This is a genomic window from Bradyrhizobium yuanmingense, assembly GCF_029167105.1.
Lineage (GTDB): Bacteria > Pseudomonadota > Alphaproteobacteria > Rhizobiales > Xanthobacteraceae > Bradyrhizobium > Bradyrhizobium yuanmingense_A.
Map to the genome: position 1 here is coordinate 88,763 of NZ_JARFML010000002.1, position 13,114 is coordinate 101,876.

At 64.4% G+C, this 13,114-nt stretch carries 20 protein-coding genes and 1 pseudogene; 8 read left to right on the forward strand and 13 right to left on the reverse strand.

Translation table 11 applies throughout. The features are described from left to right. Positions 1-3: 3 nt before the first annotated feature. The gene (locus P0R31_RS03210; RefSeq protein WP_275512821.1) at positions 4-573 is read left to right on the forward strand and encodes a DinB family protein; all 570 of its coding nucleotides are present in this window, start codon (positions 4-6) and stop codon (positions 571-573) included. Position 574: 1 nt separating this feature from the next. Here the strand turns inward: P0R31_RS03210 and P0R31_RS03215 are convergent, their stop codons facing one another. Next, on the reverse strand, positions 575-1,111 hold the full coding sequence (locus tag P0R31_RS03215; RefSeq protein WP_275512822.1) for an RNA 2'-phosphotransferase: 537 nt from the start codon (positions 1,109-1,111) through the stop codon (positions 575-577). A 73-nt stretch (positions 1,112-1,184) separates the two neighbouring features. Between P0R31_RS03215 and P0R31_RS03220 the strand changes: the two genes are divergently transcribed. Next, positions 1,185-1,478, forward strand: a complete 294-nt coding sequence (locus P0R31_RS03220) for a hypothetical protein (RefSeq protein WP_275512823.1) — start codon at positions 1,185-1,187, stop codon at positions 1,476-1,478. 26 nt (positions 1,479-1,504) lie between these two features. Here the strand turns inward: P0R31_RS03220 and P0R31_RS40995 are convergent. Both P0R31_RS40995 and P0R31_RS03225 read right to left on the reverse strand, forming a co-directional pair. After that, a pseudogene (locus tag P0R31_RS40995) lies at positions 1,505-1,678 on the reverse strand (DUF5615 family PIN-like protein); the annotation flags it as partial. 78 nt (positions 1,679-1,756) lie between these two features. Continuing rightward, positions 1,757-1,984 carry a DUF433 domain-containing protein gene (locus tag P0R31_RS03225; RefSeq protein ID WP_275512824.1) on the reverse strand — a complete coding sequence of 76 codons (228 nt, stop codon included), beginning with the start codon at positions 1,982-1,984 and terminating at the stop codon, positions 1,757-1,759. A gap of 98 nt (positions 1,985-2,082) precedes the next feature. On the opposite strand from P0R31_RS03225, the gene P0R31_RS03230 reads away from it, so the two are divergent. Continuing rightward, positions 2,083-2,715, forward strand: a complete 633-nt coding sequence (locus tag P0R31_RS03230; RefSeq protein WP_275512825.1) for an HAD family hydrolase — start codon at positions 2,083-2,085, stop codon at positions 2,713-2,715. A gap of 77 nt (positions 2,716-2,792) precedes the next feature. Here the strand turns inward: P0R31_RS03230 and P0R31_RS03235 are convergent, their stop codons facing one another. The 3 genes from P0R31_RS03235 to P0R31_RS03245 are packed head-to-tail and all read right to left on the reverse strand — an operon-like array spanning position 2,793 to position 4,637. Then, positions 2,793-3,059, reverse strand: a complete 267-nt coding sequence (locus P0R31_RS03235; protein ID WP_275512826.1) for a hypothetical protein — start codon at positions 3,057-3,059, stop codon at positions 2,793-2,795. Positions 3,060-3,117: 58 nt separating this feature from the next. Then, positions 3,118-4,071 (reverse strand): cytochrome D1 domain-containing protein, encoded by a 954-nt coding sequence (locus P0R31_RS03240; protein ID WP_275512827.1) that lies wholly within the window; start codon positions 4,069-4,071, stop codon positions 3,118-3,120. Between the two features lie 2 nt (positions 4,072-4,073). Continuing rightward, positions 4,074-4,637, reverse strand: a complete 564-nt coding sequence (locus P0R31_RS03245) for an SRPBCC family protein (protein ID WP_197952471.1) — start codon at positions 4,635-4,637, stop codon at positions 4,074-4,076. An 852-nt stretch (positions 4,638-5,489) separates the two neighbouring features. Here P0R31_RS03245 and P0R31_RS03250 point away from each other — a divergent pair. Next, complete coding sequence (locus P0R31_RS03250; RefSeq protein WP_275512828.1) at positions 5,490-5,876, forward strand: hypothetical protein; 387 nt, start codon at positions 5,490-5,492, stop codon at positions 5,874-5,876. Here P0R31_RS03250 and P0R31_RS03255 read toward each other — a convergent pair whose 3' ends face one another. After that, on the reverse strand, positions 5,877-6,098 hold the full coding sequence (locus P0R31_RS03255) for a hypothetical protein (RefSeq protein WP_275512829.1): 222 nt from the start codon (positions 6,096-6,098) through the stop codon (positions 5,877-5,879). 234 nt (positions 6,099-6,332) lie between these two features. Here P0R31_RS03255 and P0R31_RS03260 point away from each other — a divergent pair, with 234 nt between their 5' ends. After that, positions 6,333-6,599: a hypothetical protein gene (locus P0R31_RS03260; RefSeq protein ID WP_275512830.1), complete on the forward strand. Its 267-nt coding sequence runs from the start codon at positions 6,333-6,335 to the stop codon at positions 6,597-6,599. Between the two features lie 187 nt (positions 6,600-6,786). Here P0R31_RS03260 and P0R31_RS03265 read toward each other — a convergent pair whose 3' ends face one another. The 4 genes from P0R31_RS03265 to P0R31_RS03280 form a co-directional block, all read right to left on the reverse strand. Next, positions 6,787-7,554 (reverse strand): AAA family ATPase, encoded by a 768-nt coding sequence (locus tag P0R31_RS03265; protein ID WP_275512831.1) that lies wholly within the window; start codon positions 7,552-7,554, stop codon positions 6,787-6,789. Between the two features lie 89 nt (positions 7,555-7,643). Continuing rightward, complete coding sequence (locus tag P0R31_RS03270; RefSeq protein WP_275512832.1) at positions 7,644-8,510, reverse strand: PCC domain-containing protein; 867 nt, start codon at positions 8,508-8,510, stop codon at positions 7,644-7,646. Between the two features lie 9 nt (positions 8,511-8,519). Then, positions 8,520-10,127: an acyl-CoA synthetase gene (locus P0R31_RS03275; protein ID WP_275512833.1), complete on the reverse strand. Its 1,608-nt coding sequence runs from the start codon at positions 10,125-10,127 to the stop codon at positions 8,520-8,522. A gap of 105 nt (positions 10,128-10,232) precedes the next feature. Continuing rightward, complete coding sequence (locus tag P0R31_RS03280; protein ID WP_275512834.1) at positions 10,233-10,730, reverse strand: hypothetical protein; 498 nt, start codon at positions 10,728-10,730, stop codon at positions 10,233-10,235. 94 nt (positions 10,731-10,824) lie between these two features. On the opposite strand from P0R31_RS03280, the gene P0R31_RS03285 reads away from it, so the two are divergent. Together P0R31_RS03285 and P0R31_RS03290 are read left to right on the forward strand one after the other, a co-directional pair. Further along, positions 10,825-11,184 (forward strand): hypothetical protein, encoded by a 360-nt coding sequence (locus tag P0R31_RS03285; protein WP_275512835.1) that lies wholly within the window; start codon positions 10,825-10,827, stop codon positions 11,182-11,184. Positions 11,185-11,267: 83 nt separating this feature from the next. Next, positions 11,268-11,543: a GNAT family N-acetyltransferase gene (locus P0R31_RS03290; RefSeq protein WP_275512836.1), complete on the forward strand. Its 276-nt coding sequence runs from the start codon at positions 11,268-11,270 to the stop codon at positions 11,541-11,543. Positions 11,544-11,592: 49 nt separating this feature from the next. Here the strand turns inward: P0R31_RS03290 and P0R31_RS03295 are convergent, their stop codons facing one another. Further along, positions 11,593-11,988 carry an SPW repeat protein gene (locus P0R31_RS03295; RefSeq protein WP_057029358.1) on the reverse strand — a complete coding sequence of 132 codons (396 nt, stop codon included), beginning with the start codon at positions 11,986-11,988 and terminating at the stop codon, positions 11,593-11,595. Positions 11,989-12,309: 321 nt separating this feature from the next. Here P0R31_RS03295 and P0R31_RS03300 point away from each other — a divergent pair, with 321 nt between their 5' ends. Beyond that, entirely contained in the window at positions 12,310-12,585 is a 276-nt protein-coding gene (locus tag P0R31_RS03300; protein WP_275512837.1) for a GNAT family N-acetyltransferase, read from the forward strand. A gap of 54 nt (positions 12,586-12,639) precedes the next feature. Here the strand turns inward: P0R31_RS03300 and P0R31_RS03305 are convergent, their stop codons facing one another. Continuing rightward, positions 12,640-13,038 (reverse strand): DUF3597 domain-containing protein, encoded by a 399-nt coding sequence (locus tag P0R31_RS03305; RefSeq protein ID WP_275512838.1) that lies wholly within the window; start codon positions 13,036-13,038, stop codon positions 12,640-12,642. Positions 13,039-13,114 lie beyond the last annotated feature (76 nt).

Consider the following 13,114-nt stretch of genomic DNA (forward strand, 5'->3'; position numbering starts at 1 on the left):
GACATGTCCGCTGGACTCGTCCAAACCTACCGCGCCTTCGCCCACAACAACGCTTGGGCGAACCATCGCCTGCTTACCGCCTGCACCGCGCTATCTCAGACGGAATTCGAAGCCCACCGCACCGGCTTCTTTCCAAGCCTGCAGCGTACGCTGAACCACATCTACATCATCGACCTCTTGTACATCGATGCGCTTGAGGGGGGCTGGCTCGGACCGTCAGCCTGGAAGAACGAGGTGCCGTACCCCTCGTTAGCCGAGCTCAAAGCTGCCCAGGCCGCAATGGACAACCGCCTGATTGCGATCTGCGATACGCTGACAGCTGAACGGCTCGACGCCTTCGTCCGGATCAACCGCGACACGACCGTGCAGACCGAACGCTGCGACCGACTGCTCATGCATCTCTTCCAGCATCAAATTCATCATCGCGGACAGGCGCATGCCATGCTGTGCGAAACGGACGTCGCGCCCCCGCAGCTCGACGAGTTCTTCGCGGAAGGCGAAGCGCCGCTGCGGGTCGCCGAATTCGCCGAACTCGGCTGGACCGAGGAGACTGTTTGGAAATCCAGGACGTAAGCTACGCCAGGAACTCCGGCGGCACATGGTCGGTCAACCACACACCGTTCTCTGCGCGAAAAAACTTGAATCCCTTGGCATGCATGCTGCCGGCATCGACCTTGAAGATGTGCGGCTTGCCGTGGCGCTGACCGACACGCTGCGCCGTTGCCTCGTCGGAGGACAGGTGCACCTGCTGGCGCGCCTGCGGCTTCAGGCCCTCGGACAGGATCGCCTCGACAAACCGTGTCGCCGTGCCATGATACAGGATCGATGGCGGCTCCTGCGGCGCCAAGCCAAGTTCAACCGAGACGGAATGTCCTTGCGCGGCGCGAATGCGATCAGTTTCAGGGGATAGCGAGAAACGCTTCTTGTCGCTCTCTGCGACGACGCGCAGCAGATCGTCGCGGCCAAACTTTGTGCCGGCGGCATTTGCCTTGGCGACGAGGTCATCGATGCCAGCCCAACCATGCGAATCCAACACCAACCCGATCGTTTCCGGCTGGTGGCGCAGGATGAGGCTCAGAAATTTGCTGAGCTGGGTGTCACTAATCGGCATGGTTTCCCTTCCAGTCCCGCACTTTTACACTTGAGCGTTCGACAAGGCCAGATGAGGCGATCTGGAGGGAGCAATGCCCAGCCGGACCTACAAACTCTTCCGCAACGCGATCCTCGCCGAGCAACAGGTGATTTGCGTCTACGAGGGCCGCCGTCGCGAGCTCTGTCCGCATATCATTGGCACCAACAAGTCCGGCGAGGAAGCCGTGCTGGCCTGGCAGTTTGCAGGCGAAAGCAGCGGACCGCTGCCGCAATGGCGGTGCCTGAAGCTGGCCAATGTCAGTGGTGCCCGGGCGCAGGATGGCCGCTGGCAGCTTCCGACGAATTCAATCACCGCCTCGCCCCGCGCGACGGCTTCGGCAATTTGAGGCATGGCGGCTAGAAACTGGCGGATCAGCGCGCGATTATCGATGTTGCCCACGCGCACCCATAGCACGATCGGTCCCTGACCCTTTGCAACGCGGAGGAGCGAAAAGTCGCGATCCTTGGTGACGAGAACAGCCGATCGAGAAATGGCTTCGTTCCAGATCACCCCGTCGATCGCATTTGCCACCCCGAACTCGGCCACATAACCGCGTCGTATCCGGCGCGACGCATGGCTTCCGCGAGTGCCGGAGGAAGCTGAGCATCGATCAAGTATGGCAAGCTATTTGGCCGCTATAATTGGTTGGTCGACCTGACGGGCGGCGTAGGCGAGCACCGCGTCGATGTCGGCCTCTTCCAAATATGGATAATCCTCGAGAATACTCTCGCTCGACTGTCCCGCGGACAGCAATCCCAGAATGTCGGCGACCGGAATGCGCAGATCGCGAATACAGGGGCGTCCATGCATACGCTGCGGATCGACCGTAATCCTTGCCAGTAGCTCCGACATCTGTCACCTCTGGATCTCAATACAGCATTTCCAATCACATCTGTCAGCGCGTCGCCGGCTGGACACGACGTGCCGGCCCCCGGTGCTTCCGTCTCCTCATGCCCTACGCTCTCGCCATCTTCGATCTGGACGGCACGCTCGCCGACAGCTTCCCCTGGTTCCTGCGCACCATCAACGATGTCGCCGATCGCTTCGGCTTTCGCCGCGTAAGGGATGGGGATGTCGAAGAGCTGCGGCATGCGTCGAGCCGCGAGATCCTCGCCCGACTGGAGGTGCCCTCGTGGAAGCTGCCGGCGATCGCGCGGCATGCACGGCGGCTGAAGGCGGAGGCGGCAGCTGAGATTCCGCTGTTTGCGGGCGTCGAGGCGATGCTGCAGACGCTGGCCGAGAACGGCGTGCAGCTGGCGCTGGTGACGTCCGACAGCGAGGCCAATGCGCGCGAGAAGCTTGGGCCTGCCGCGGCGCTGTTCGCGCATTTCGATTGCTCCGCGTCGCTGTTCGGCAAGGCCGCAAAATTCCGCCGGGTCATCCGGCGCGCGGGCGTCGAGCCTGGCAAGGTCATCTCGATCGGCGACGAGGTCCGCGACATCGAGGCAGCGCGAGCCGTCGGCATTGCCTGCGGGGCGGTGTGCTGGGGCTATGCGGCGCCGGCGGCACTGCGGGCGCTGGGGCCGGATCATGTGTTCGAGGGCATGGACGAGATTGCATCGACGCTCTGCCCCATGCCGTAGCCCGGATGAGCGAAGCGACATCCGGGAGCGTCAGTGAATGAGGACCACCTGCCCGCACGTCGCTACGCTCTTGCGGGCTACGAAGCGCGGCGCGGAGGCTCGTGCTTTTCCATCGACCGCGCGATCCGCTCCAGAAAGCCGTTCATGCGCCGGGTCTCGGCTACCTGCTGTTCGTAGAGCTCAATCAGGGTCGCGCCTGACGATCCGCGAGCCTGCATGCCGTTCCGCCGCGAAAGCCAGAACCATAGCCCAAGCAGCACCACAAACGGCACCCACGCCACTGCAAGTTCGACCCAATTATTCATTGCAACCGGCTCCACGCGGCGCGCATATTGCGCACCCATATATCCTGGAAAGCGTTTGTCGCCGCGACGCGTTATCCGGTTCGATGGGGCCGTCCCCCTACTCCGTCCTGCGCAAGAATGCCCCGAACGCGCGCGGGCCGTCGCCGGTCTTGATCTCGCCGATCACCTTGAGCTCCGCCGCATCGATGATATGAAGCGTGTTGCTTTCCCAGCAGGCGACGATGACGCGCTTGCCGTCGGCGGTCGCCGCGATGCCTTCGGGGTAGTCGCCGACATGGATGCGCTTGACCGGCTTGAGGCTTGCCAGGTCGAACACGCTGACGGTGCCGCCATATTGGTCGGTGACGAAGCCTCGGCCTTGCGTCAGCGCCACCGCATAGGGGCGCATCCCCGCTTGCACGCGGCCGATCTCGCGGCCTTCCGCGATATCGATCACGGAAACATCGTCGGAGCCGACATTGGCGGTGTAGGCGCGCTTGCCCTCGACATCGATGGTGACGCCGAATGGACGAGTGCCGACCTTGATCACGGCCTTGCGTTGGCGCGTCGCCGTGTCCACCACCGAGACGCTGTCGTCGTCGCGGTCCGCCGAGAGCAGCAGCTTGCCGTCGGGCGTCACCGCAAGGCCCGACGGCGAGGCGCCGACCGCGATGCTGGCGACAACGCTGCGTGAGGCCGTATCGATCACCCGCACCGCGGCCGCGTACCAATCGGCGACATAGACCGTCTTGCCATCGGGCGCCACGGCAATGCCGAGCGGCCCGCCGCCGACCTCGACGTGGCCGGCGACCTGCCGCGTGGCAGCGTCGACCACCGTCACCGCCTTGGCATCCGGGCTCGTGACATAGGCAAAGCGCCCGTCGGCGCTGACGGCGACGCCGGCCGGCTTGCCGCCGATCGGGATGGTCGCAACGCTGCGCGCGCCAGCGATATCCACGACCATCAGATCTTCGCTGAGCTGGTTGGTGACGAACGCCTCGTCGGCGCGCGCGCTTCCAAAGCCGGCGTGACAAAGGCTGGCGGCGAGCGCCGCCAGAACCAGCGCCCGCACGATCAGCTGCCGCTCTCGATCTTCTTCTTGAGCGCCTCGAGCCCGGCCTTGTACAGCCCGCTCACGGCCTTGATCGCGGCCTCGTCGCTCAGCTCCGGCGGCGGGTCGTTGTTGGGATAGCCGCGATAGAACGCGCCGGCCCATTCCAGCTTGGCCTTGCCATCAGGCGCGGGCGAGACCGTCAGCGTCGAGGAATAATTGGTCACCGGCAGCACCTTCACGTCCACCTTGGTGATCCGGTACGAATAGCTCTGCATGTCGGGCTCGTATTTGTAGAGCTCCTCCTCGACCGTGGCGCCGCCCGTCAGGGTCAGCTTGCGCGTGGCGCCGATCTCGTTGCCCTTCTCGCCTTCGGTCTTGGTGACCGGCTGAAGCCAGCTCATGTCCTGAAAATTGCCGATCACCGCCCACACCTTGGCGGGGGCCGCGTTGATCTCGATGGATTCCCTCACCTTCTGTCGCGTCGGCCCATGGGCCCAGACCGGCTCGAAGGCGGTCATCAGAGCCATCCCCGCCACCGCCAGCGCCGCCACCCCGGCGATCGCCGGTCCGCTTCTCATCCTCATCTCGTTTCCTCGTTTCTCAATCTGCGCGACTTGGAACGCGCGCTGAGGTCATGCTAGCGCATTTTTGGGCCATGGGGAGACCCGTTCGTGGCACGGCGGTGGCAAAGCCAATGCACACCATTGATTGGGTTGGCGGATGGGCAAAACACCAGACCGGGGTCAACCCGGCCAAGCTGAAATAATTCGCTTTACGCGAATTCGGAATTATCGCATGTTGCGGCCACCCCAACCCGGGCCGAGGGGCGCATCGCGATCGTCACGAACGCGGGATGGGAGGTGGTGGACGCAGGCAGCGTCGCGCGCAAGCGGTTTGCCGGGCGGATCACTCCGTGAGCAGGCGAGGCGCGCACACGACGGGCGCAGTCTGCGTACGGCAAAATCGTGTGGTCCTGGCGCCCGGGGTCTGTGCGCCAAGGCTTGCGGTGACGTTGCGGCCCGACCGGGCCCGCACCGTCAGTCATCCGCAAGGCGACGGGGGCAATAGTGCATCGCTCCCCGGGGAGAGCACGACATAAGCCGTCAACCCACTGCGCAGGGAAGGCCGGATGTTTGGCTTCACCTGTATGCCGCTGTGCAGCTTTTTCAAGCACACGCTTCGCACAGTGGACCGTGGGTGCCCGGCCGGCACCCGGCCTTCCCTGTGCCCTCGGCACTTTCGAGGGCAATGATTGAAGCAAAGCTCGGGCATGATCTGCCGCGAGAATGCGAAGCCGCGCATGTGCGGGTAGCAATGCGAGATAAATTTTGACTGTCGTGCCAAGTAAGTAGCGCAGCGTTTCATGCGTTGCAGCTGGTCGGGGACGCGAGAGTGGAAAGTGTTGCCACTCCACACTTCGTCATTGCGAGGCGCCCTTGCGACGAAGCCTCGGCATCGACCGCACGGCATGGGACGTGATCCGGTCGACGCTGGCGCACGCGCCCGAAGGCGGCGCCGGCTTCCTGCGCCCCATCGACGTCGCTAGCCTCGCCGAGGGCCCGGCTATGCCGAAGGTGCAGAAGCTGCTCGGCATCGACACGACCGACCGGGCGACTGCGGCCGAGCAGACCGCGGCCGGCGTGCGACGGATTGCCGAGCAATATCTCGAAGCGATCCTGCCGCAGACCGAGCGCGCGGTGTCGACGGCGCGCTCGCGCTCGTTCTTCGTGGGCACGCAGCCGAAGGGCTCGTTCAGGCAGGGCTATTGCTGGGCGCCGGGCGACGTGCTGCCGCGGCGGGCGCCGGCGGGACCGTTGAGCTGATCACCACGTCCAGCATCCTGGTGGGAAGTAGGTCTTGGGTTCGCCGTTGGCTCGGCCGTACCAGTAAGCGGCGCGGCATTGAGCTTGTTTGACATCTTGCTGAAGATAGATCACCTCGGCGCCGAGCCTGATCACGCCGGCGAAGAGCGCGAACAGGGCGAAGAACTTCAGAACGATGCGCCAGTCGTCTTCTTCGCGCTTTTCTTTGGCCTCTTCACCCATCACACGCACGGACCAACCCCCATTTCGTCAGAAATCTGCCATGCCACGGGCCGACAGACAACCGTTGCTAGTGTTTTTTTGCGATACCCTTAATCGGCATCTTTGTACCGCGCATATGGCGCGGCGCTTCGCATCGGCCGTACCTGCTGGCCTAACGGGCCGTCAGGTCGCGCATCGGCGCCTTGCGCCGAGCGCGCTCACTTAACGCCGCACCTCTGGCCCATCTTCCGGGCCATGAGCATCGCCTATCCGCTGCCGCGGGGCACCCGCGAGGTCACCTACCAGGCCGGGCTGGGCCAGACGGTTTACGGGCCCGTCCCGTTCGTCATCTGGGATATTGCCGACGTCTCGGTGCGGATCACCAATCCCGGCGACGATTTCGCCGCGACGCTCGACCCCTCGCAATACACGGTGACGCCCGCCGTTCCGGCCTCGGCGCGCTGCCGGCCGCGAACTCATCGTCACGCTCGACGTGGCGCCGGCGCAGAACGCGACCGTTGACATCCGGGGCCTGCGCATCCCCGAACGCTCCACCGAGCCGGCGAGCTGGCGCCGGAGGAGTACGGCCGCACTGATCTGAAGCAGTTTTATGCCGGCCTTGCCACCGCGAGACTGCCACCGCGGAGAGATTCTGGATTGCTTCGCTCCGCTCGCAATGACGACGGGAGAGTGTGACGATTGCAGTCAACTAATCTGCCAGCGTCGCCTCCACGAACCCGCGCGGATCAGCGCAAAACTCGCGCATCAGCCGGTAATGGTCGGTCTGCTCCACCGTGACCGGCTCGAGGCCGTATTTGCCGAGCCGCAGCAGCCGCGCGTTGGGATAGGCCATCAGCATCGGCGAATGCGTTGCCATGATGACCTGGCAGATGCGGGACTCTTCCATGCGCCGCAGCAGCTTCAGGAACTCGATCTGACGCGCCGGCGACAGCGCCGATTCCGGCTCGTCGAAGATGAAGATGCCTTGACGCTGGCAACGCTCCTCGAAGAAACGCAGAAAACCTTCGCCATGGGAGTGCGACAGGAAATCGGGGCCGACTTGGCCGGCGTCGCGCGCAGCCTTGTCCAGATATCGCGCGACCGAGAAAAAGCTCTCCGCACGAAAGAACCAACCGTTGGTAATCTTCGGCAGCCAGCTTGCGCGCAGCGCTTCGGAGAGTTGGCCGCCCATCTCCTCGCGCGCTTCGGAATGATCGACCGGCCTGTAGCCCTTGCCGCCGCCGGCATCGTCATAGCCGGCCAGCGCAGCGATGCCCTCGAGGATGGTCGATTTCCCGGTGCCGTTCTCTCCGACGATGATCGTGATGGCGGCATCGAAGCTAAGCTCGAAATCATCAGGGAAGATGGGCAAGCAAAACGGATAGACCTCGCGGTCGCGAACCTGCGACGGGTCGAGCCATACCCGCTTCAGATACGGCGCTGGCAGGTTGATCGTTCGATTGCCTCTTCGTGCCATGACTTCCTGCCGCTGCTCCCATCCGCAACGGAACATAACCGGAACATTCGGATTGCAAAAGCGCTATCTTGCACCCGCCACGTCACGGCTCACGAGCTAGCCCCTGCCTCCAGCACCAGCTCCATCGTCATCAGCACCGGATTGTCGCCACGGATCAGACGCCCCTCCGCAACGCCGCCGGTATAGTCGATCAGGGCGACATCGAGCGCAGCTTCCAGCGCGCCGGAGGCGCCGGGCGCGATTGTCCCTGCCGTAATCGCCAGCTCCGTCGCAAACGGCTCGGTCACGCCGCCATGGCTAAAGTGCGCGCCGATGGTCGAGCCGACGCCGCCATGGATCTTCGCACGCGCGATGCCGTGGGCGCGGCAGAACGCTTCGAGGCCGCCGGCAAAATCCTGGTTCGGCCGCAGCCGCAGCGCGAAGGCGCGGCTCGTCGTGCGCGCGCCGGTGCTTGCAACCGCGACCGGTCCGAACAGCTTGAAATTGGTCTCCGCATCCGGCTCGGCCGTGAACATCGCACCGTCCAGACCGAAGGCCTCGACCTCGAACGGCTCGGCGACGACGGTCTCGTCCGGCATCATGTGGCCGCCGCTCGTCTTGCCGTCAGCCTCCGTCCACAGTCCGTGGCAATGAAAGAACGGCGCACCGTCGCGCGTGCCGAGCGTCATGCTGCCGAGTCTCAAACGCGTCACGCCGGCGGGCCGGAACGTATCGCTGTAGAATGCCGCATTCTCACCGGTCTTCGACAGCGCCGGCATGACATAAGCGAACGGCCCCAGCGCGCCGCGGCGGAAGTTCAGCACGCCGCCGGCAAAGCCCTCCGACGCAAAGCCGCGCCGCGCTGCCTCCAGCAGCGGCATGCCGGCCTGAAGCGTGAAGGAAAAGGCGCGCCCCCTCGCCTCCACCCATTGAATACGTTCGGGAGGCGGCGCCCCCGGCTGCTTGATACTCCGCATCTGGTGCGCTCAGCCCGTCCTGGCTTTGTCGAGGTCGAGCAACCCGCGCGCCTCGAGCTCGTCGCGCACCATGCGCTTCGGCACCTTGCCATAGCCGGATTTCGGCAGCGCATCCCAGAAGAAGAAGCGCTTCGGCATCTTGTAGCGCGGCACTTTCGGCGACAGGAACGCCGCCATCTCGGCTTCGGTCACCGCCTTCGCGCCTTCTCGGACGACGCAGACGGCGACGCCGACCTCGCCCCAGGTCGCGTCGGGCACGCCGAGCACGGCGACCTCGCCGATCCCGGGATGGGTCAGGATCTTCTCCTCGATCTCGCGCGGATAGATATTGGAGCCGCCCGAGATGTACATGTCCGACGCACGTCCTGTGATGTACACAAACCCCTCCTCGTCCATGTGGCCGAGATCGCCGGTGCGGAACCAGCCGTTGCGAAACGCCTTCGCGTTGGCTTCGGGGTTGTCGTAATAGCCGGCGAACACCGCAGGACCGATCACGCAGATCTCACCGCTCTGGTTAGCCTTGAGCTCGCGGCCCTCGTCATCCTGAATCGACACCTGCATGCCGGTACGCTCGAAGCCGCAGGTGCCGATCCTGGCGTGCGGGCCGTCCTCCGGATCGTGCAACGCCGCCGGCAGCACCGTGATGTTGCCGGTGACCTCGCCGAGGCCAAAATACTGCACGATCACCTTGCCGAGCTTCTTCAACGCCGCCTTCTGGTCCTCGCGATACATCGGCGCGCCCGCATAGATGACGTAGCGCAGCGAGGAATGGTCGTATTTGTCGGCGGCGGGATGCTCGACCATCATCTTCAGGATGGTCGGCACCGTGAAGAGATTGCTGACGCGATGCGCCTCGATCAGGCGGAACGCCTCGTTGATGTCGAATTTCTCGGTCGGCAGCAGCACGGTGCGCGCGCCGCGCGCGGTTTGCATCAGCTGATGCACGCCGGCACCGTGCGACAACGGCGCCACCACCAGCGAGGCATCCTGCTCGGTCGTGCCGGGCGTCAGATCGGCGAGATGATTGGTGACGACGAATCCCATCTGGCCGTGGGTGAGCACGGCCGCCTTGGAGCGTCCGGTGGTGCCGGAGGTGAAGAAGAACCAGCAGGGATCGTCATGCTCGACGGCGACATTCTCCACAACGGCGCCCGCATGCGAGGCGATCGCATCGGCCACCGAGCGCTCGCCGAACGCGGCCTTGCCGTCGACGCTCCAGGTGAACTCCAGCGCACCGTCCTTCACCGCCGCGGCGTGCTCGGGGAAATCGACATGGCACAGGAACGCCTTGGCGCCGGAGGCCTGCGCGAGATAGCTGACCTCATCCGGCATCAGACGGAAATTGGTGGGCACCCAGACCGCGCCGAGCCGAAACGCGGCGAACATCGAGAAGAACATCTCATCGCCGTTCTTGGCATGGACGAGGATGCGGTCGCCCTTGGCTATGCCGCGCGCGGCAAGCGCCGCGGCCAAGGCGGAGACCTGCGCATCGATCTCGCGCCAGGTCCAGGATTTGTCCCCCCAGACGAAGCCGGGACGCGCGCCATGCCGCCGCGCATTCTGGGTCAGCATATAGGCGAGATTCATGACGCGGCGGGACATACGCAGGGGCTGCATCGGGCTTCCTCGTGGGCGACGGGCGGCACGCAAGCCGTCCGTTCATTGCAGCCCATTTATCGCCATCGCCGTTGCCCCCGCAAGGCCGGCTACCGCGGACCAGCCCTATGGCTGCTTGAACGCAAACGGCGTCGCGGTGATGGCCCTGGTCTTCCAGCAGACCTGCGGACCAAAGCCGCCGCAGAAACTGCCATGCAGATCGAAGCGGATCGTGCGCGCGGCGCCGCGCTTCACCGGCGGGGCCATGATCTTATAGCGGAGCACGTAGCCGTCGAACACCTCGCGCACGCTGCCGTCCGGCAGCGTCACCAGGATCTTCACGACGCAGCCGCCGGTTCCGCAATAGGTCGTCTCGCGGTCGCCGCATTTGGTGTCCTGGAAATCGACGATGTAGTCCTCGCGGCCATCGCCGGTCAGGTCGATCCTGCGCACCGTATCATGCGCGAAGGTCACCTCGCCGCCTTGCTGGCTCTCGCATTCCTCATTGGCAAAGCGCACAGCCTTCTGCACGCCGGGCGGATAATCGGCCGGATTGAACGGCTTTGCGTCGTCGGCACGCGCGCCGGTCACGAGCAAGCTGAGCAGAAGGATCAGATATCGCATGGTCGTTGGTCGCAACCACAACCGCTATCGTTCAGAGAATCTTAAACATGATCGACGCAACCTCGCTCAGTTCTCGTGTACAGAGTACCGCATCATGGTCAAAGCGCCTGCCCTCCTCCTGTTGTCGCTGGCGCTCGCCGGATGTGCCGCGACTCCGCAAGCGCATCTGGCGTCCGATACCGCGTTCAAGCCTGCGCGCTATGCCTGGGATGGCGCCGGCGAGGATCCCAACCGGCCGCGCGCCGCCTCGCAGCCGACGCGAACTGCCGGCCGCTCCGAGCCCAATAGGTCGCAAGCCGAGGCTCAGCCCTATTCTAGGGAATGGTGGCAGGCCAAGGATGGCATCGAGGCCGAACAGGACGCCAAGGTCAACCGCTCCCTGGTCATCTGCCAGGGCTGCCTCCGCCCGCAGCCACAGGCCGAAGATTCCAGGCTCGCCAACGCGACCGATTGAACGGAACAGCTTCGGATTGGAAACCCCGGCCGGACCGTGCGTTACGATCTCGTGCGCGAGGCCGGCAGCTGCAAGGCAACGATATGAGCGACGTCATCAACAACAAGGCCCATCACCGCTATGAGCTCGATGTGGAGGGTCATCTTGCGACCGAGCACTACAAGCTCGACGGCGATGTCATCACCTTCGAGCACACCGACGTGCCGAAGGAGCTTGGCGGCAAGGGCATTGGCTCGAAGCTGGTGCAAGGCGCGCTCGACCAAGTCCGCGCCGCGGGATTGAAGCTGATCCCGCAATGCCCGTTCGTGAAGGCGTGGATCGACAAGCACCCGGACTATGCGGATCTCGTGACACGGTGAGTGCACAGGCCCGCCGCTCGTGGCCGGCGGGCCTGCCGTAACTTAGGATCTATTGTCCGTGCTTGAGCAAGTCCTGGTCATTCATATCCCAGTCCTGCCACAGCTGGAGAATGCCGAGCAGCACCACTACCGCCCCGAGGGTCGTGTGATAGATGCGGAGAAATCCTTCACCTGAATAGCCGATCACGTATGGCGAGGCGATGAGCCACAGTCCGGCCAGGATCGTCATCACCTCCTGCCAGCGCTGCAAGGCGACGTATTCGAGCTGGCTGATGCCAAATACGACGAGACCAATCGCAACGGTGTTCAGGATGGCCGTCTGGTGACCGGAGATCGCCTGATCCTGGATCGGGAACCACGGCGAGGCCACGATCACCGCGCCCAGCAGCATCCCACACCAGTCTTCCCATGTTCGATGAGTATTCAAGAAACCAGAGTCCGACATCGTACCCTCCTGCAAAAGAGGCATACGTCTGCGGCTGGCGATCATGACACTCCGAATGTCTAGCGACCCTGCCGGCCGCATTCGGGCGTATGTCCTTTCCAGGACGTGGGAACCTAACTCCGGCTTGCAAGAGCGGTATCGGAAATTATTTGCCGAGCCGCGGGACCATACTCGCCGGGCGCCATTGCCATACCGCAGTGCGGTCAGGGCGGCGCGCATTTGCAGATATCTCGTCTGCGCCAATCTCCCCTGGTCTCACCTTGGCAAGGGCCGTGTCAGCCTCCTAGATCAGGAGGCATCTGCAGTTCGGAGGGATCCCGCATGGCGGCTTCGGTACGCAACAACAAGGACAGGAGCCGCTTCGAGCTCGATGTCGGCGACGACATCGCCTTCGCCAATTACCGGCTGACGCCGTCGGCCGTAATCATCACCCACACCGAGACGCCGCGCGCGTTGCGCGGGCGCGGCATCGGCTCCGAGCTGGTCAAGGGAGCGCTCGACCTGATCCGGCGCGACGGCAAGAAGGTGATCGCCGGCTGCGGCTTCGTCGTCGACTATCTCGACCGGCATCCGGAGGATGCGGATCTGGTCGCCTGAATGCAAAAGGGCCCGCGGTGATCGCGGGCCCCTGCGGCACGACCCCAGGTCCGGTCAGTGCTTGATCTCCGGCGGCAGCTTGCCGCCATTAGCGGCGAGCTTGGACATCACCTGCTTGTGCAGCCAGACGTTCATGCTCGCCGAGTCGTTCATGTCGCCGCTGTAGCCCAGCTCCTTGGCGAGATCCTTGCGCGCAGCGAGGCTGGAATCGATGTCGAGCGCCTTCATGAGATCGACGATGGAGGTACGCCATTCCAGCTTCTCGCCCTTGTGCGCGGCGGCCGCCTTGTCGACGATCGCCGCAACGTCGACCGCAGCCATGGGTGCGGCGGCCGGCGTCGAAGGACTTGCCGACCCTGCGGGGGCGCCCGGCGAAGCGGCGCCACCGGCCGGCGCAGCGGAGGCCGGCTGGCCGCCGAAGATCGCGCTGATGATTTTCCCGAAAATGCTCATGTCTGCTCCCCGAAAAGGAATCCGTTGGAAGGGCCTTGCGTGGCACTTATAGACGAAGTTGGTGCGCCGCGCCCGC

Coding starts and splice junctions, on each gene's coding strand:
- P0R31_RS03210 (WP_275512821.1), top strand. CDS start 4: ATGTCCGCTGGACTCGTCCAAACCTACCGCGCCTTCGCCCACAACAAC.
- P0R31_RS03215 (WP_275512822.1), bottom strand. CDS start 1,111: ATGCCGATTAGTGACACCCAGCTCAGCAAATTTCTGAGCCTCATCCTG.
- P0R31_RS03220 (WP_275512823.1), top strand. CDS start 1,185: ATGCCCAGCCGGACCTACAAACTCTTCCGCAACGCGATCCTCGCCGAG.
- P0R31_RS03225 (WP_275512824.1), bottom strand. CDS start 1,984: ATGTCGGAGCTACTGGCAAGGATTACGGTCGATCCGCAGCGTATGCAT.
- P0R31_RS03230 (WP_275512825.1), top strand. CDS start 2,083: ATGCCCTACGCTCTCGCCATCTTCGATCTGGACGGCACGCTCGCCGAC.
- P0R31_RS03235 (WP_275512826.1), bottom strand. CDS start 3,059: ATGGGTGCGCAATATGCGCGCCGCGTGGAGCCGGTTGCAATGAATAAT.
- P0R31_RS03245 (WP_197952471.1), bottom strand. CDS start 4,637: ATGAGGATGAGAAGCGGACCGGCGATCGCCGGGGTGGCGGCGCTGGCG.
- P0R31_RS03255 (WP_275512829.1), bottom strand. CDS start 6,098: ATGGGTGAAGAGGCCAAAGAAAAGCGCGAAGAAGACGACTGGCGCATC.
- P0R31_RS03260 (WP_275512830.1), top strand. CDS start 6,333: ATGAGCATCGCCTATCCGCTGCCGCGGGGCACCCGCGAGGTCACCTAC.
- P0R31_RS03265 (WP_275512831.1), bottom strand. CDS start 7,554: ATGGCACGAAGAGGCAATCGAACGATCAACCTGCCAGCGCCGTATCTG.
- P0R31_RS03270 (WP_275512832.1), bottom strand. CDS start 8,510: ATGCGGAGTATCAAGCAGCCGGGGGCGCCGCCTCCCGAACGTATTCAA.
- P0R31_RS03275 (WP_275512833.1), bottom strand. CDS start 10,127: ATGCAGCCCCTGCGTATGTCCCGCCGCGTCATGAATCTCGCCTATATG.
- P0R31_RS03280 (WP_275512834.1), bottom strand. CDS start 10,730: ATGCGATATCTGATCCTTCTGCTCAGCTTGCTCGTGACCGGCGCGCGT.
- P0R31_RS03285 (WP_275512835.1), top strand. CDS start 10,825: ATGGTCAAAGCGCCTGCCCTCCTCCTGTTGTCGCTGGCGCTCGCCGGA.
- P0R31_RS03290 (WP_275512836.1), top strand. CDS start 11,268: ATGAGCGACGTCATCAACAACAAGGCCCATCACCGCTATGAGCTCGAT.
- P0R31_RS03295 (WP_057029358.1), bottom strand. CDS start 11,988: ATGTCGGACTCTGGTTTCTTGAATACTCATCGAACATGGGAAGACTGG.
- P0R31_RS03300 (WP_275512837.1), top strand. CDS start 12,310: ATGGCGGCTTCGGTACGCAACAACAAGGACAGGAGCCGCTTCGAGCTC.
- P0R31_RS03305 (WP_275512838.1), bottom strand. CDS start 13,038: ATGAGCATTTTCGGGAAAATCATCAGCGCGATCTTCGGCGGCCAGCCG.